This window comes from Streptomyces mirabilis (assembly GCF_039503195.1).
Lineage (GTDB): Bacteria > Actinomycetota > Actinomycetes > Streptomycetales > Streptomycetaceae > Streptomyces > Streptomyces mirabilis_D.
The window spans coordinates 3924055-3940618 of record NZ_JBCJKP010000001.1; the positions used below are offsets into that span (position 1 = coordinate 3924055).

Consider the following 16564-nt stretch of genomic DNA (forward strand, 5'->3'; position numbering starts at 1 on the left):
GAAACCGGGTAACGGCGGCGCGGACGACGCGGCCGACGGGAACGCAAGCAACGGGCACGATCGAGAGCGAGAGGTGATCGATGGGCGTCACGGGACCCCCCGAGCCGGTGATGGACCGGGACGAGGTGGACCGTGCGCTGGCGCGGCTCGGCGCGGAGCACGAGGCCATCGAGACCTCGCTCCTCGCCCTCCAGGACCACGCGGGCCGCAGACTCCTCGAAGGCGCCGAGCTCACGGGCACGACCAAGGAGCGCTGGTCGACCGCGGACGCGTCGATCACGCTGCTGTGGGCGTACTTCGACGCGTACACGGACGCGCTGCGCTCCGCCCGCGACATCCGTTCCCGGCGACGCTGGTCGAGCCGTGAGGACCTGGTCGAGCTGACCGAACTGCTGCGCGGCGCGGGCATCACGGTCGCCGGTTCGACGACCGCCGCGGCGAACGCGCCGACGCTCTCCGGCACCGGAAAGCTCAGCGAGCGTTTCTCCCTGGTGGCGCTGGTGGAGCGGATGAACGAGCTGTACGCGTCCTCGCTCGACATGGTCGTCGCAGCGGACGCCGTCTGGTCCGCACTGCCCGCCCGGATCGATTTACTGGCCGCGGAGCTCCAGCGCACCCGCCAGCTCGCGCACTCCGTGGGCGTACGCCCCGGTGAGCACCCGGCGGGCGACGACCTGGAGCGGATCACCCGGACGCTCAGCACCCTGCGTCAGCAGGTCGTCTCCGACCCGCTGGCCTTCTGGGTGCCCACGAAGGGCAGTTCGGCACCCGGCGGTGGACGTCCCGACACGACGACGTACGACCGCGAGGCGCGCGCCCTGGAGGACGTGCGCCGGGAGATCGACGCGGTGCTCACCGTCCGCCAGGACGCGGAGGCCCGTCTCGTGCGGCTGCGGGACGTGCTCAGTCGCGCCGACCGCACGCTCGCGGAGGCGAGGAGCGCCCGCGGTGAGGTACTGGCGAAGATCGCCGCGTCCGAGGTGCCGGCCGTCAGCGGACCGCCGACGGTGCTGCAGGAGCAGTTGGCGACGGCCGCGGAGTACCGCAGACACGCCCAGTGGCACCGTCTGTCGCCCCTCCTGGAGGCACTGGAGGAGAAGGCCGAGGACGAGCTGCTGCGCGCCCGCGAGTCGTTGACCGCGGTCACCGCGCCGCTCGCGGTCCGCGCGGAGCTGCGCGGCCGCCTCGACGCGTACAAGGCGAAGGTGGCCCGGCACGGCCTCGCGGAGGACCCGTTCCTCATCGAGCGCTACGACGCGGCCCGACGCATGCTGTGGAGCGCGCCCTGCGATCTGCGGGTGGCGGAGGACGCGGTGCTGCGCTATCAGCGGGCCGCCGTCGATCTGCTCAGCCCGCGGGTGCCCGAACAGGGCGGGCCCACCGACCGTAGGGGGCCACACGCGTGAGCGTTGAAGGTGATGCAGTGTGAGTGAGCAGCAGAAGTGCCAGCGGCCCGGTTGCCCGGGGTCGTACGAGGACGTGGGCGGCGGCGAGCTGTACTGCGACACGTGCGGTCTCGCACCCGTCGTCTCGGCGAACGGCATGGTGGGCTCGCCCCCGACCGGACTCACCGCGGGCGGCAAGGGCTCGCGCGGCTCCGGCAGCAGTTCGCGGGCGAGTTCTCGCAGTTCCAGTTCCCGTACGTCCTCGCGCTCATCACAGTCGCGGCGCTCGGTCTCCGGACGTCTGTCGCGCTCGCTGTCCGGCAACGCGAGCAGCCGCTCGGTGTCGGTGCGCAGTTCGGGCTCGACCGCCGCCTCCAGTGGCCGCGGACGGCTCGGCGTCGGGCTGGTGCAGGTGCCGGACGTGCCGCGGCCCGACCCGCGCGCGATGGTGCAGGAGAACCCGGAGGTACCCGAGCGGAAGCGGTTCTGCTCGCGCTCCGACTGCGGGGCGCCGGTGGGCCGTTCGCGCGGTGAGCGGGTGGGGCGCACCGAGGGGTTCTGCACCAAGTGCGGTCACCCGTACTCGTTCGTGCCGAAGCTGCACACGGGCGACATCGTGCACGGCCAGTACGAGGTGGTGGGCTGTCTCGCGCACGGCGGGCTCGGCTGGGTCTACCTCGCCGTCGACCGCGCCGTCTCCGACCGCTGGGTGGTCCTCAAGGGCCTGCTCGACACCGGCGACCAGGACGCGATGGCGGCGGCGATCTCCGAGCGGCGCTTCCTCGCGGAGATCGAGCACGCCAACATCGTGCGGATCTACAACTTCGTGGAGCACCTGGACCAGCGGACGGGCTCGCTGGACGGGTACATCGTCATGGAGTACGTCGGCGGCAAGTCGCTGAAGGAGATCGCCAACGACCGTCGGACAGCGGACGGCAAGCGCGATCCGCTGCCGGTGGAGCAGGCCTGCGCGTACGGCATCGAGGCACTGGAGGCGCTCGGCCATCTGCACAGCCGCAATCTGCTCTACTGCGACTTCAAGGTCGACAACGCGATCCAGACCGAGGACCAGCTCAAGCTGATCGACATGGGCGCGGTGCGCAGGATGGACGACGACGAGTCGGCCATCTACGGCACGGTGGGCTACCAGGCGCCGGAGGTGGCCGAGGTCGGTCCCTCGGTGGCGAGTGACCTCTACACGGTCGCCCGCACCCTGGCCGTGCTGACCTTCGACTTCCAGGGGTACACGAACATCTTCGTGGACTCCCTGCCGGACCCGGACACCATCGAGGTCTTCCGGACGTACGAGTCCTTCTACCGGCTCCTGGTGCGCGCCACCGACCCCGATCCGGCGCGCCGGTTCGCGTCCGCGCAGGAGATGGCGGAGCAGCTGACGGGTGTGCTCAGGGAGGTCGTGTCCCTCCAGACGGGGCGGGCGCGCCCGGCCCTGTCCACCCTGTTCGGGCCGGAACTGAAGGTCACCGACACGGAGTTGTTCGGGAAGCTGGACGGGGACGTGTCACGGCTGGGGGCACGCGCGGTGCCCCTGCGGGGAGAAGGCGCGCGCCCGCGCCGCCCCCCGGCAGCAACGGAACGGGGGTGAACGGGACCCCGCCGCTCCCCCTGGCACCCGCTCCGGTCCCGGCCGCTCTGGTCAAGCCGCTGAACGCCGCGGCGACCGCGCTCGCGCTGCCGGTCCCCCGGGTCGACCCGGGCGACCCCAACGCCGGTTTCCTCGCGGGTCTGATGGCCTCGGCTCCCGCGGAGCTGATCACCGCGCTGCACGCGGCGCCCATCGGCTCCCTGGAGCTGCGCCTGCGCGAGCTGCGGGCCCGGCTGGAGATGGGCGAACTGGCCAGTGCGAACAGGGCATTGGAGGCGCTGGAGGCGGACCACCCCGACGACTGGCGGGTGGTCTGGTACCGGGGCGTCGCGGCCCTGGCGACCGGGGAGCACGAGACCGCGGCGCTGTCCTTCGACGCGATCTACGACGCCTTCCCGGGCGAGCCCGCGCCGAAGCTGGCCCTCGGCCTGTGCGCGGAGGTGCTCGGTCAGCTGGACAACGCGGGCGAGTACTACCGCCTGGTGTGGACGACCGACCCCAGCTATGTCAGCTCGGCGTTCGGCCTGGCCCGCGTGCAGCTCGCGGCGGGCGACCGCCGCGGCTCCGTACGCACACTGGAGTCCGTACCGGAGTCGTCGATCCACTACACGGCGGCGCGGGTCGCGGCGGTGCGGGCGCGGCTGCGGCAGCGGCTGGCCGAGGAGGCGGCGGCAGCGGCGTTCCTGGACGATCTGACAGCGGCGGCCGGACAGGTCGAGGCTCTGGACGGATACGGTCTGGACGCGGTGCGGCGCGAGCAGTTGTCGACGGAGGTCCTGGGCTGCGCCCTGGACTGGGTACTCTCCGGTAGCCGGAGTTCCGCCCCGTACTCCGGCGGCGGACCGGTACTGCTCGGCAGTGAGGTGGACGAGCGCGGTCTGCGTTTCGCACTGGAGCGTTCGTACCGCACGCTGGCCCGCCTCGCGCGGGGCGGCGAGGAGAGGATCGACCTGGTGGAACGTGCCAACCGTTACCGCCCCCGGACGTGGGTGTGATTGATGTCCCAGATGCCCCAGCCGACGGCCCTTTCGCGGTGCCCCAGTTGCGAGGAGCCCCTGGAGGCGGGTGACCGTTTCTGCGGTGCGTGCGGGTACGACCTGTCGGCGGTGCCCGCACCGCCCCAGGACCACCCCACGATCGCCATGAACGGCTCGTCGACACGCCCCTCCGAGGCCGCCGCGTCCCTGGACTGGCCGCTCGCGCCGGAGCCGGCGAGCTCCGACACGTCCGCGCCGGTGCACCGGGCGACCGACATCCGGGGCACGGACTCGGGCGGCTCCGAACTCCCCCACCCGGACACGGAGTCCGCGGCGGCCCAGCATCCGGGCGACCAGCCCTCGGGTGGGCAGCCTTCGGGCGTACGGTTCGACCGGCCCCCGGAGCCCGACGAGTACCCGCTCGCCCCGCCGGCCGGAGCCCCCGCCGGGCCCGTCGTCGATCCGCGGACCGCGGACCTCGGCTCACCCGTCACGCCCCCCGCGGGCACCAAACTGTGCGTCGCCTGCCGCTCCGGCCATGTGGACAGCGACGGCTACTGCGAGAACTGCGGGCACGCCCAGCCGCGCGAACGGGACCACATGGAGCAGGAATTGGGTGCGGTTGCCGCGGTCAGTGACCGGGGTCTGCGCCACCACCGCAACGAGGACGCGTTCGCGATCTCCTCGACCGCGCTGCCGGACGGCTCCCCCGCGGTCGTCGCGATCGTCTGCGACGGGGTCTCCTCGGCGACCCGCCCCGACGAGGCCTCGCTCGCCGCGTCCCGGGCCGCGGGCGAGGCGCTGTTGGCGGCGCTGCCGCTCGGCACCCACCCGCAGCAGGCCATGCACGAGGCGATCCTCGCGGCCGCCGAGGCCGTCAACTCGCTGGCCGAGGCGCCCCCCGCGCACGAGGAACACGCTCCGCACCAGAACGCGCCCGCCTGCACCCTCGTCGGTGCCGTCGTCACCCCCGCCCTGCTGATCGTCGGCTGGGTCGGCGACAGCCGCGCCTACTGGGTCCCCGTAGACCGGAGTTCACCCCCCGCCCGGCTCACCGAGGACGACTCCTGGGCCGCGCAGATGGTCGCCGCGGGCCTGATGAGCGAGGCACAGGCGTACGCCGACGAGCGCGCCCACGCCATCACGGGCTGGCTCGGCGCGGACGCGTACGAACTGGAGCCGCACACCGCTTCCTTCAAGCCGGACCGGCCGGGTGTGGTGGTGGTGTGCACCGACGGGCTGTGGAACTACGCGGAGGCGGCCGAGGAGATGGCCGAGGTGGTGCCGCTGGACGCCGCCGAAAGGCCCCTGCACAGCGCCCAGGTCCTGGTGGGTCATGCCCTGGACGGCGGGGGCCACGACAACGTAACAGTGGCCGTCGTGCCGTTCCCCGCCCCGCCGCAGGGGGCAGGATCGGCCTGAGGCCGCGAAAAGGCGCAATCCGTGCCCACGGGGACGGCCTCGGACCGGAGGGGACCGGTCCGCATACAGTCATCACCTCCGCCAACCGACGGAGGTCTTGAGGGGGACGAAGAAGGCATGGCCAATTTCTCGAAGTCGAACGTGCCGCAGTTCTCGGTCGACGTGTACCAGAACGAGTACCTGCCCGAGGGCGGCCGCGAGGTCAACGCGATCGTCACGGTGAGTGCCACCGGCGGCGGCACCGTCGGGAGCGCGGTCGGCGCGCCCCACCTGTACGCGGCGGGCCGGGGCCCGGACGCCGCCGTGGCGATCATGGTCGACTGCTCCGGCTCGATGGACTACCCGCCGACCAAGATGCGCAATGCCCGCGAGGCCACGGCCGCCGCGATCGACACCCTGCGCGACGGCGTGCACTTCGCGGTGATCGGCGGCACGCACATCGCCAAGGAGGTCTACCCCGGCAATGGGCGCCTCGCGGTGGCCGACGCGGCGACCCGCGGCCAGGCCAAGGAGGCACTGCGCAGGCTGAGCGCGGGCGGCGGTACGGCGATCGGCACCTGGCTGCGTCTCGCCGACCGGCTGCTGTCCTCGGCCGACGTGTCGATCCGGCACGGCATCCTGCTCACCGACGGCCGCAACGAACACGAGTCGCCGCAGGACCTCAAGGCCGCCCTCGACTCCTGTGCCGGACGTTTCACCTGTGACGCGCGTGGAGTGGGTACGGACTGGGAGGTCAAGGAGGTCACCGGGATCGCCTCGGCCCTGCTCGGCACCGCCGACATCGTCGCGGACCCGGCCGCCCTGTCCGCCGACTTCACACAGATGATGGAGACGGCGATGGGCAAGGAGGTCGCGGACGTCGCGCTGCGCCTGTGGACGCCGGTCGGAACCGAGATCAAGTTCGTCAAGCAAGTGGCCCCCACGGTCGAGGAGCTGACCGGCCGTCGCACCGAGGCGGGCCCGCGCGCCGGCGACTACCCCACCGGGTCCTGGGGCGACGAGTCCCGCGACTACCACGTGTGTGTCGAGGTCCCCTCGGCCGGAGTGGGCCAGGAGATGCTGGCGGCCCGGGTCTCGCTCGTCGTGCCGCAGGGCGACGGCGGCGTGCGCAACCTCGGCGCCCAGGGGCTCATCAAGGCGGTGTGGACCGACGACATGGTGGCCTCGACGAGGATCAACGCCCAGGTAGCGCACTACACAGGTCAGGCGGAACTGGCGCAAGTCATCCAACAGGGTCTGGATCTGCGCAAATCGGGAGATGTCGACGGAGCAACGGCCAAGCTGGGCCGGGCCGTTCAGCTCGCGAGTGCGTCGGGCAACGCCGATACTGCGAAACTGCTTGCGAAGGTGGTGGACGTGGTCGATGCCGCGGCAGGTACTGTGCGATTGAAGGCAAGGGTCGAAGAGGCTGACGAAATGACCCTTGAGACACGGTCCACAAAGACTGTTCGTGTAAAGAAGTAGCGAGCCCGGTTCCCGCTGGGAACTGGAGAAACCCGGTCATAACGGCCGGACAAGGAGAGGGGGAAGCGCCGACATGCCGACCTGCCCGAACGGACACCAGTCGGGTTCCGACGACTGGTGCGAGGTCTGCGGTCACCGCATGGCCGGTGCCGTGCCTCCGCCCCCTCCACCGCCGCCGCCCGCCGCCGGTTACGGCTATCCGCCGCCCGGCTCGCCCCCGCCGTCCGGTCCCGGGGGCCCGGGTGGACCCGGCGTCCCCGGTGGGCGCCCGCACCTGTCCGCCGTGCCCAATCCCGAGCCGGAGCTCTGCCCGCAGTGCCGTACGCCCCGTGAGGGCGGTGCGCCGTTCTGCGAGGAGTGCCGGTGGAACTTCCTGACGAACACGGCGACCTCGTACACCCCGGCGGCGCCGCGTCCGCAGTCGCCCGCGCCCGGAATGCCCAATCCGGCGCTGCGCTTCCAGCAGCCTCCGCAGGGTCAGGGGCAGCCGGGCGGTCCCGCGACCGGTCCCGGTCACGACCCGTTCGACTACCAGAGCTCGCGGCCCTCGCAGATGAACCGCCCCGCGGAACCGATTCCGCCCTACGGGCAGGACCCGTCGGGCTTCCGCGGCGACCCGTCCCGGCAAGGTAGTCCTTCCGGCCCCGGTGGTCCCGGTGGTCCCGGTGGCTTCGGCGGTCCTGGTCCTGGTCCCGGCGGCTTCGGTGCGGACCCGTCGCGTCCGGTTCCGCCGCCGCCCGGGCCCACGCCCGGCGGTCCCGGCGCCCCGCAGGCCTTCACCCAGCAGCCGGCCGCTCCCACCTTCCCGCAGCAGGGCCCGCCCGGGCCCGGCGGTCCGCAGTCCGGGGGCCCGTCCTTCGGTGGCGGTGAGGACGACTGGGTGATCTCCCCGCCGTCGGGCAATTCGCCCGGCGGACCGGGTGGCCCCGGCGGACGCCCCAGTGGTCCCGGTGGTCCCGGTGCGGGGCAGGGCGGCGGCTACGGCTATCCGCAGCCCGGCGCGACGCAGGCCCCGCCCGGCCCCGGTCCCGACTACCAGCAGCAGCGCCAGCCGCTGTCCTGGAGCGCGACGATCGGTCCCGACCGCGAGTACTTCATGGCGATGATGCAGCGCTCCGGCCCCGAGGCCGCGGGCCTGAACCTGCCCGCGTACTCACCGGAGCAGCAGCGCCCGCTCACCGGCAACCAGATGACGATCGGCCGCCGTCGGCACTCCACCGGCGACACCCCCGACATCGACCTCTCGGTGCCCCCGGAGGACCCGGGCGTCTCGCACCAGCACGCGGTCCTGGTCCAGCAGCCGGACGGCAGCTGGGCGGTCGTCGACCAGAACTCGACCAACGGCACCACGGTCAACGGCGGCGAGGAGCCCATCCAGCCCTTCGTGCCGGTCCCGCTCCAGGACGGCGACCGGGTGCACGTCGGCGCCTGGACGACGATCACCATCAGGCGAGGCTGACGGCGGAGGCCGCGACAGAAGTCACGGCCGGAGTCACGGCAGCGGCCAGGCGTACGGCCCCTCGGGGTCGTCCAGCCACGCCCAGGCGTCCGCGCCGTCGACCGTGACCCCGTACCGCTCGCGCACGGGCCGGCTCTCGCGCTCCCACAGCTCGTACGCCTCGTACGGGTCGAGGCCGCTCCCTGCCAGGGTCAGCAGGAACCGGAACAGCTCGTCGCCGCGGGCCCGACGCGGCAGCTCGCGCAGGTCCTGCGGCTCCGACTCCTCGGGTCGGCTCGCGCCGCGCAGGGGCACGAAGTAGGCCGGCGTGTGCAGGAAGCGCCCCTCGGCGTGTTCGGCGTCCCGGACGCGCAGCGCGATCAGGCCGGTGGCCAGCGGCGCCAGGATGCGGGCGCCGGGACGGCACTGGGCGAGCCACGGCCGCGGGATCGAGATCAGCGTGCAGGTGGCGATGATCCGGTCGAAGGGGGCGCGCTCGGGGACCCCGCGGGCTCCGTCCCCGGTGACGACGGTCGGGTGGTACCCGGCGGCGGCCAGGTGCCGGCGCGCGGACTCGGTGATCTCCGGGTCGAGGTCGACCGTGGTCACCAGGCGGTCGCCGAGACGGTGGGCGAGCAGCGCCGCGTTGTAGCCGGTGCCGGCGCCGATCTCGAGGACGGCGTTCCCCTCCCGTACCTCCAGCGCGGTCAGCATCATCGCCATCAGCGACGGCTGGCTGCTGGAGGAGACCAACTCGCCGTCGCGCACCCGGGTGGCCAGCGGAGCGTCCGCGTAGGCGCCGCGCACCCAGCGCTCCCGGCTGCGCGGGTCGGGGTCCTCGCCCCACACCCGCTCGAAGCCGCCCACGGCACCGACGTAGTAGTACGGCACGAAGAGGTGGCGCGGGACCTCCTCGAACGCCGCCCGCCACACCGGGTCGGCGGCCCAGGCCCCACTCCGGTCGATCTCGCGCACCAGGGCGGCCCGCGCCAGGGCGGCGAGGTGGTCGAGGTCGTGATCGAGAGCGTGCGCGCTCATACCTCCACTGTGCGGCGGGACGGGCCGCGAGGCGAGTGCCGCACCCGCCGGGCCGCTGGGCCGCTGGTCCTAAGCCTTGCGTCCTCGGTCACCCGGTCTGAGACGATGGTGAGGTGAAAGAGATTCGGCGCGGCACGCTTCAGGAGCAGACCTTCTACGAGCAGGTCGGCGGCGAGGAGACCTTCCGGCGCCTCGTGCATCGTTTCTACGAGGGAGTGGCCGAAGACCCGCTGCTGCGAGCCATGTACCCCGAGGAGGACCTGGGCCCGGCCGAGGAACGCTTCACGCTGTTCCTGATCCAGTACTGGGGCGGCCCGACCACGTACAGCGACAACCGCGGTCACCCCCGGCTGCGGATGCGGCACGCCCCGTTCGCCGTCGACCAGGCGGCACACGATGCCTGGCTGGCGCACATGCGGGTGGCCGTCGACGAACTCGGCCTCTCCGAGGAGCACGAGCACACGCTGTGGAACTACCTGACGTACGCGGCGGCGTCGATGATCAACACGGCCGGCTGAGAGCGGTCGGGGGCCGGGGGATCGAGCCGGTCGCGGCCCGGGGAAGATCGGGCCGATCGGAGCCAGGGGGATCGAGTCGATCGGGGCCGGGAGGATCGAGTCGATCGGGGCCGGGCAATCCCTCGCTCGAAGACGGGGATCAGCGGACGCTGACGTCCAGTGCCCCGAGTCCCGCCCTGCGGACGGCGATCGATCCGTAGGGCGTACGCAGCCGCAGCCACGCCCCGGACGAGTACAGCCCCAACGGACTCTCGCCCGGGTCGGCCTGACGCACCGGCAGCAGGAAACCGAGCGACTGCGCCGCGTGCACGGCCCGCACCTGAAGGCCGGTGTCACCGATCGGCCGGGACCAGATCTCCCGTCCTATGCGGTCGAGTTCGGCGCGGGTACGGGCCTCGGGCGCCAACTCCCTTGTACGGGAGCGGAATTCGGCGACTGCGGTGGCGACCATCGCGCGTACGGCATCCGGACCGGGCAGTCCCGGCTCCGGCTGCCAGCCTCCGCGGGGCGGGAGGACCCCGGCCCACGGCGGTCCGGTGACGGCCCCGGGAACGCTGACGGTGGCCGCCGACTCGTCGATGGACTCCAGGAGTTCACCGGCGGAGACGGTCACGTCGAGGGTGACGTCGAGACCGTTCTCGTACGGCTTGGCGAGCCGCGCCGTACGGATCGCGAGGACCTCGAACGACGGCGGCCGGCCGAAGACCGCGAGCGCGGTGCCGGACGCCTGGAGGCGTACGGCGGCGGCGCGGTCGTAGTGGATCAGCCGGGCGAGGAAGGCGGCGAGGTCCGCCGCCTCCCCGTCGTCGGTGAGGTGCAGCGCGGTCACGGTCATGCCGCGACGGCCTCGTCAGCCTGGTCGTCCCGGTACTCCTCCAGGAACTCGCGCTCCTCGGCGGTGAGGCGGCGCGGGCGCTGGGCCTCGAAGTCGAACGGCACGACCACGGTCGCGGCCCGGACGTAGAGCTGGTCCGCGTCCTTGACCTCGTACGTGATCGTGAACGCCGCGGCCCTTATCTGGGTGATCCACAGCTCGATGTCCACCGGCTCGCGCCGGTGGACGAGCTGCCGCTTGTAGTCGATCTCGTGGCGCGCCACCACGGACCCCTGCTTGAACTGCTTGTCCGGGCGGGTCAGGAAGTCGATACGTGCTTCCTCCAGGTAGCGGAGGAAGACCGCGTTGTTGACGTGGCCGTACGCGTCCATGTCCGCCCAGCGCAGCGGGCAGCGGTAGATGTGCCGCAAGATCGATCAGCCCCGGGTCAGCTTCTTGTAGGTGGCACGGTGCGGGCGCGCGGCGTCCGCGCCGAGGCGCTCGATCTTGTTCTTCTCGTACGACTCGAAGTTCCCCTCGAACCAGAACCACTTCGAGTCACCCTCGTAGGCGAGGATGTGCGTCGCGACCCGGTCCAGGAACCAGCGGTCGTGGGAGACGACCACGGCCGCACCCGGGAACTCCAGCAGCGCGTTCTCGAGCGAGGACAGCGTCTCGACGTCGAGGTCGTTGGTCGGCTCGTCGAGGAGCAGCAGGTTGCCGCCCTGCTTGAGGGTGAGGGCGAGGTTGAGCCGGTTGCGCTCACCACCGGAGAGGACGCCGGCCGGCTTCTGCTGGTCGGGGCCCTTGAAGCCGAAGGCGGAGACGTACGCGCGCGACGGCATCTCGACCTGGCCCACGTTGATGTAGTCCAGCTCGTCCGAGACGACGGCCCACAGCGACTTCTTCGGGTCGATGTTCTCGCGGCTCTGGTCGACGTACGAGATCTTGACGGTCTCGCCGACCTTGATCGTGCCGGAGTCCGGCGTCTCGAGTCCCTGGATCATCTTGAAGAGCGTGGTCTTGCCGGCGCCGTTCGGGCCGATGACGCCGACGATCCCGTTGCGCGGCAGCGTGAAGGAGAGGTCGTCGATGAGGACCTTCTCCCCGAAGGCCTTGGAGAGGTTGTTGACCTCGACGACGATGGAGCCCAGACGCGGGCCCGGCGGGATCTGGATCTCCTCGAAGTCCAGCTTCCGCATCTTGTCGGCCTCGGCCGCCATCTCCTCGTAGCGGGACAGACGCGCCTTGGACTTGGCCTGACGCCCCTTGGCGTTCGACCGCACCCACTCGAGCTCTTCCTTGAGTCGCTTCGCCCGCTTGGCGTCCTTCTGGCCCTCGACCTTGAGGCGGGAGGCCTTCTTGTCGAGGTACGTGGAGTAGTTGCCCTCGTAGGGGTGCGCGCGACCACGGTCGAGCTCGAGGATCCACTCGGCGACGTTGTCGAGGAAGTACCGGTCGTGGGTGACGGCGACGACGGTGCCGGGGTACTTCGCGAGGTGCTGCTCCAGCCACTGCACGGACTCGGCGTCCAGGTGGTTGGTGGGCTCGTCGAGGAGCAGCAGGTCGGGCGCCTCGATCAGCAGCTTGCACAGCGCGACGCGGCGCTTCTCACCACCGGAGAGGTTGGTGACCGGCCAGTCGCCGGGCGGGCAGCCCAGGGCGTCCATGGCCTGCTCCAGCTGGGCGTCCAGGTCCCACGCGTTGGCGTGGTCCAGGTCCTCCTGGAGCTTGCCCATCTCGTCCAGCAGCGCGTCCGAGTAGTCGGTCGCCATCAGCTCGGCGACCTCGTTGAAGCGCTTGAGCTTGCCCATGATCTCGGCGGCACCGTCCTGGACGTTCTCCAGGACGGTCTTGGACTCGTCGAGCGGGGGCTCCTGCAGCAGCATCCCGACGCTGTAGCCGGGCGACAGGAACGCGTCACCGTTGGAGGGCTGCTCGAGCCCCGCCATGATCTTGAGAACGGTGGACTTACCAGCACCGTTCGGACCGACCACACCGATCTTCGCACCCGGCAGGAAGCTCAAGGTGACGTCGTCGAGAATCACCTTGTCGCCGTGCGCCTTGCGCGTCTTGCGCATGGTGTAAATGAACTCAGCCAAGAGAAACCGTCCGGACGCTTGAAATCGGCAGTGGGCAGATACACCCCATCTTGCCTGACCGCCACCCCTGGGGGGAAACCCGTTCGGCCGGGGGGCCGTGACCTGGCCTTTCACCGACCGCCTCGGTAGCTGTCCTGTCACTGGTTGTCGTCGCCGGTCACTGCCGAGCGACCTCGCACGGCCCAGGAACCTGGGAACGGCCCAGAGATGATCACTCGTCGGTCGTCGTCCGGACAGAAACGGCGTCACCTGTCGGCACTCCGGGGCCCGTGGGCACCGTGTGGGGGCGGCATCGAATGCGCCTCCCCCGTCGATGGCGGCGACCGGCGTCGGGACCGTCCTTGGGGTGATCGCAGTCATGACCGCGTCATGCGCCCCCCAAACTCCGCCGTTCGAGTGGATCAAGCCTCCACGCAATGGAGTCCGTGCGCTTGTTGATCATGCTCCCTCTAGCGTGAAGTTGCGCATCGGCCCCTGCCGTGCCGCCCCAACTCCCCCGGTCACCAAGCGAGGTCGCACCCATGAGAATTCGTAGCGTCATCAGCCCCTTGATCGCCGGAGCGGCGGTGGCAGTGCTGGCATCCCCGACGCCGGCTTCGGCGGCGGACACGCCGGTGACCGTCCAGGTCTCGTCAGGGACGCTCGACATCAGTGTCCCGGCGGGTCCCGTAAACCTCGGCACCGTCGGCGTGAGCGGCAGTCCGCAGTCGGTCTCCAGCCAGCTGGGCAACGTCACGGTGACCGACGGTCGAGGCGGCACCGCGGGCTGGACCGCCACGGCAAGCGCGGTCGACTTCACCGGCCCTCAGAACATCTCCGTATCCGCTCCCGGCTCCAGCAGTTACACCACACCGTCGGCCTCGGTCAGCGGCACCGCCACTGTCACCGCGAGCGACTTGAACCCGCTCTATCCCCCCGGCCCCGTCCAGGTGGCCACCGGCGTGAGCGGCATCAACTCGGCCACCTGGAACCCGACGATCCATCTCACCATCCCCGCGAACGCGCTGGCGGGAACGTACAACTCGACGATCACTCACTCCGTCGCCTGAGACCTCGTACGTCCTTACCGCAAAAAAGGAAACCGTAAAGCCCTGTGCCCAGGTTCTTCTCCCTTGCGGTGCTCTTGGCCACGGCGCTTGCCGTGGCCACCGGCACCGCTTCGGCCACATCCCTCGTATCGGACCCGGTACAGCGACCGAACCCCCCGGACGCCGTGGGAATTCGGCTCGTCGATGTCCCCGCCGACCTCATCAAAGACCCACGGGCACGGCAGTACATCGTCGACAGCCTGAAACCCGGTGTCACCGTCAGGCGGCGCATCGAGGTGTCGAACAAGTCGGCCGACGCCTTGCATGTCGCGGTCTACCCCGGCGCCGCCGATATCCGCCGGGGTTCCTTCGTCGGTGCTGCCGGCAACACCGGTAACGAGCTCACCACCTGGATCAAGCCCGGTCAGCTGAGCCTGGACATCCCCGCTCACTCCAGAGCCCGTGACACCGTGACCATCGCCATTCCGAAGGACGCTGCCCCCGGCGAGCGATACGGCGTGGTGTGGGCGCAGGTCAGCGGTCGCGACCTGGGCAGCGGCATCACCTTGGTCAGCCGCACCGGAATCCGGCTCTACCTCTCAGTGGGCGGCAACAATCCCCCGCGTGCCCGCTTCACGGTGGACGACATGACGGCTGGGCGTGATGCCAGTGGGCGCGCCGTCGTACACGCCAAGGTCCACAACACCGGTGGCCGCGCTCTGGACCTCACCGGCGCCCTGAAGATGTCCCAGGTATCCGGAAGCATCAGCGCCGGGCCCTACCCGGTCGACTCCGGAAAGAGCTTGGCGCCCGGCCAGTCCACGTCGGTGAACGTCATCGTGACCGATCAGGTCACGGACGGCCCGTGGGACGTCTCCCTCACGTTGAAAAGCGGGTTGTTGGAGGTGACGCATGAAGCTCGGATCACCTTCCCGAAGGGGCCGGGCATGGCCGCGGCAGTCCTTTCGCATCCTGATCAGCAAAGCCCGCTGAACTGGAGAATCATCTCGGCATCGATGGCTCTGGTCCTCATGCTTTTCGCCACGCTCGCGATCATCCGTCCTTATCGGCGCAGCGCCAGAGGCGATGATTCCTGAGCCTCGCGGAGCACGACCGCGCCGACAGCCGGCCTGTCACTGGTTCAACGGGCTTGGCACAGGCGGTTCGTAGTCGTTCGATCACTCCTTGTCGCCACCGGGCGTCATCCCGTGCGGAGTCGGGGGAAGAAGCACACTCTGGTAGTAGGGGCCGAGGCCCGTATCAGGGACCGGGGCCCGCCTCGGAGGTGATCGCAATGACACAGATGACACAGTCGCAACCGGCCGCCGCGCAGGCACGGACCGCGGTCGGCTGGCACGTCGAGATCGAGTTCGAGGAGGACGACCACCGCACCCGCGCCGCCGCTCTCCTCCGGCTCCCCGACGGGAACGAGGTACGCGCTCACGGGTACGCCAGCCGCCACCCCTCCGACTCCAACCAGCCGAGAGTCGGCGAGGAGGTCGCGGGCGCGCGGGCGCTCAACGAACTGGCGATGAAGCTGTTGACCAAGGCGCACGACGAGATCGACGAGGCGTCGGGAAGGACCTCGCATCCGCTGAGGTGAGCCACCTCTCGTAACGGCTGAGGTGAGCCTTCGCGACAGGGGCGGGGTGGGGCCGGCAGGAGTGGCGTGTGGCCGACCAGGGCAGTGTGGGCCTGGCGCATGCTGTTCTCAGCGATCCGGTCCGCATCCCCGTCCCACCCCGAAGGACGCCCATGCCCAAGAAGATCGTCATCGACTGCGACCCCGGGCTCGACGACGCCATCGCCATCCTGCTCGCCGCCGGGAACCCCGACGTCGAGATCGTCGCCATCACGACCGTCGCGGGCAACCAGACCATCGAGAAGGTCACCCTGAACGCCCGGCAGGTCTGCACCCTGGCGGGCCTGCGCGGCGTACCGGTCGCGGCCGGTGCCGCCGGTCCCCTCGTCCGGGACCAGACCCTCGCCGCCGAGATCCACGGGGACACCGGGATGGACGGCCCCGCCTTCATCCCTCCGGCCATGGAGACCGACCCCCGGCACGCCGTCGATCTGATCATCGAGACGGTCCTCGCCCACCCCGGTGAGATCACCCTCGTCCCCACCGCACCCCTGACCAACATCGCGCTGGCGCTGCGCCGGGAGCCCCGTATCGCCGAACTGGTCAAGGAGGTCGTCCTGATGGGCGGGTCGTACACCCGCGGCAACATCACACCGGCGGCCGAGTTCAACATCCACGCCGACCCCGAGGCGGCCGCGATCGTCTTCTCCGCGGGCTGGCCCCTGACCATGGTCGGCCTCGATCTGACGGCTCAGGCCGCCGCCACACCTGAACTGCTGTCCCGCATCGGGGCGTTGGGCACACCCGTGTCCAGGTTCGTCGTCGACCTCCTCGACCACTACAACGCCAACGTCGGCCAGGTGCACGGCGCGATGGCCACCATCCACGACGCGTGCGCGGTCGGCCGGGCCATCGACCCGAGCCTGATGGAGGTCACGCCGGCCCATGTCGAGGTCGAGCTGCGGGGTACGGCGACCTACGGCATGACGGTCACCGACTTCCGCGGCCGCTCCGGCCCGGCGAACACCTCCGTGGCGACGAAGCTGCAGACCGAGCGCCTGTGGGACCTGCTCATCGGCTCGCTGGAAACCATCGCCGCGACCACCGCGCGAACCTCCGCGTAGCGGCACGTCGCGGACCTCCGCGTAGCGGCACGGGAAGGCACTGGGCGTCACTCCCGGGCACCCGTCTTT

Annotated in this window: 13 protein-coding genes and 1 pseudogene; 10 read left to right on the forward strand and 4 right to left on the reverse strand. The window is 70.9% G+C overall.

Features of this window, described 5'->3' with window-relative positions:
• The first annotated feature begins 80 nt into the window (after positions 1-80).
• The 5 genes and pseudogenes from AAFF41_RS18350 (at position 81) to AAFF41_RS18370 (ending at position 8310) form a co-directional block, all read left to right on the forward strand.
• On the forward strand, positions 81-1406 hold the full coding sequence (locus AAFF41_RS18350; RefSeq protein WP_060901947.1) for a hypothetical protein: 1326 nt from the start codon (positions 81-83) through the stop codon (positions 1404-1406).
• Between the two features lie 19 nt (positions 1407-1425).
• Positions 1426-3983: pseudogene (locus tag AAFF41_RS18355) on the forward strand (serine/threonine-protein kinase).
• Positions 3984-5387, forward strand: a complete 1404-nt coding sequence (locus AAFF41_RS18360; RefSeq protein ID WP_343324239.1) for a PP2C family protein-serine/threonine phosphatase — start codon at positions 3984-3986, stop codon at positions 5385-5387. It begins immediately after the preceding pseudogene.
• Between the two features lie 117 nt (positions 5388-5504).
• The gene (locus AAFF41_RS18365; protein ID WP_343324240.1) at positions 5505-6851 is read left to right on the forward strand and encodes a vWA domain-containing protein; all 1347 of its coding nucleotides are present in this window, start codon (positions 5505-5507) and stop codon (positions 6849-6851) included.
• 73 nt (positions 6852-6924) lie between these two features.
• Positions 6925-8310: an FHA domain-containing protein gene (locus tag AAFF41_RS18370; RefSeq protein ID WP_343324241.1), complete on the forward strand. Its 1386-nt coding sequence runs from the start codon at positions 6925-6927 to the stop codon at positions 8308-8310.
• A gap of 33 nt (positions 8311-8343) precedes the next feature.
• On the opposite strand, the gene AAFF41_RS18375 is transcribed toward AAFF41_RS18370, so the two are convergent.
• On the reverse strand, positions 8344-9327 hold the full coding sequence (locus AAFF41_RS18375) for a methyltransferase domain-containing protein (protein ID WP_319744416.1): 984 nt from the start codon (positions 9325-9327) through the stop codon (positions 8344-8346).
• Between the two features lie 113 nt (positions 9328-9440).
• Here AAFF41_RS18375 and AAFF41_RS18380 point away from each other — a divergent pair, with 113 nt between their 5' ends.
• Positions 9441-9845, forward strand: a complete 405-nt coding sequence (locus AAFF41_RS18380; RefSeq protein ID WP_054231791.1) for a globin — start codon at positions 9441-9443, stop codon at positions 9843-9845.
• A 139-nt stretch (positions 9846-9984) separates the two neighbouring features.
• Here AAFF41_RS18380 and AAFF41_RS18385 read toward each other — a convergent pair whose 3' ends face one another.
• The 3 genes from AAFF41_RS18385 to ettA are packed head-to-tail and all read right to left on the reverse strand — an operon-like array spanning position 9985 to position 12761.
• Positions 9985-10674, reverse strand: coding sequence for a DUF8010 domain-containing protein (locus AAFF41_RS18385; protein ID WP_343326310.1), 690 nt, complete (start codon positions 10672-10674; stop codon positions 9985-9987).
• 2 nt (positions 10675-10676) lie between these two features.
• Positions 10677-11090 (reverse strand): acyl-CoA thioesterase, encoded by a 414-nt coding sequence (locus AAFF41_RS18390; RefSeq protein WP_075031882.1) that lies wholly within the window; start codon positions 11088-11090, stop codon positions 10677-10679.
• 6 nt (positions 11091-11096) lie between these two features.
• Complete coding sequence (gene ettA, locus AAFF41_RS18395; protein WP_261684721.1) at positions 11097-12761, reverse strand: energy-dependent translational throttle protein EttA; 1665 nt, start codon at positions 12759-12761, stop codon at positions 11097-11099.
• Positions 12762-13282: 521 nt separating this feature from the next.
• Between ettA and AAFF41_RS18400 the strand changes: the two genes are divergently transcribed.
• The 4 genes from AAFF41_RS18400 (at position 13283) to AAFF41_RS18415 (ending at position 16495) form a co-directional block, all read left to right on the forward strand.
• Positions 13283-13810: a hypothetical protein gene (locus AAFF41_RS18400; RefSeq protein ID WP_319744418.1), complete on the forward strand. Its 528-nt coding sequence runs from the start codon at positions 13283-13285 to the stop codon at positions 13808-13810.
• Positions 13811-13854: 44 nt separating this feature from the next.
• Positions 13855-14886 (forward strand): hypothetical protein, encoded by a 1032-nt coding sequence (locus AAFF41_RS18405; RefSeq protein ID WP_319744420.1) that lies wholly within the window; start codon positions 13855-13857, stop codon positions 14884-14886.
• 197 nt (positions 14887-15083) lie between these two features.
• Positions 15084-15392, forward strand: coding sequence for a DUF1876 domain-containing protein (locus AAFF41_RS18410; protein WP_225900309.1), 309 nt, complete (start codon positions 15084-15086; stop codon positions 15390-15392).
• Positions 15393-15544: 152 nt separating this feature from the next.
• Positions 15545-16495, forward strand: a complete 951-nt coding sequence (locus tag AAFF41_RS18415; protein ID WP_343324242.1) for a nucleoside hydrolase — start codon at positions 15545-15547, stop codon at positions 16493-16495.
• Positions 16496-16564: the final 69 nt, after the last annotated feature.

What these genes read in the sequence shown, in the direction of transcription:
- AAFF41_RS18410 (WP_225900309.1), top strand. Translation starts at nt 15,084, where the DNA reads ATGACACAGATGACACAGTCGCAACCGGCCGCCGCGCAGGCACGGACC.
- AAFF41_RS18400 (WP_319744418.1), top strand. Translation starts at nt 13,283, where the DNA reads ATGAGAATTCGTAGCGTCATCAGCCCCTTGATCGCCGGAGCGGCGGTG.
- AAFF41_RS18415 (WP_343324242.1), top strand. Translation starts at nt 15,545, where the DNA reads ATGCCCAAGAAGATCGTCATCGACTGCGACCCCGGGCTCGACGACGCC.
- AAFF41_RS18375 (WP_319744416.1), bottom strand. Translation starts at nt 9,327, where the DNA reads ATGAGCGCGCACGCTCTCGATCACGACCTCGACCACCTCGCCGCCCTG.
- AAFF41_RS18365 (WP_343324240.1), top strand. Translation starts at nt 5,505, where the DNA reads ATGGCCAATTTCTCGAAGTCGAACGTGCCGCAGTTCTCGGTCGACGTG.
- AAFF41_RS18370 (WP_343324241.1), top strand. Translation starts at nt 6,925, where the DNA reads ATGCCGACCTGCCCGAACGGACACCAGTCGGGTTCCGACGACTGGTGC.
- AAFF41_RS18350 (WP_060901947.1), top strand. Translation starts at nt 81, where the DNA reads ATGGGCGTCACGGGACCCCCCGAGCCGGTGATGGACCGGGACGAGGTG.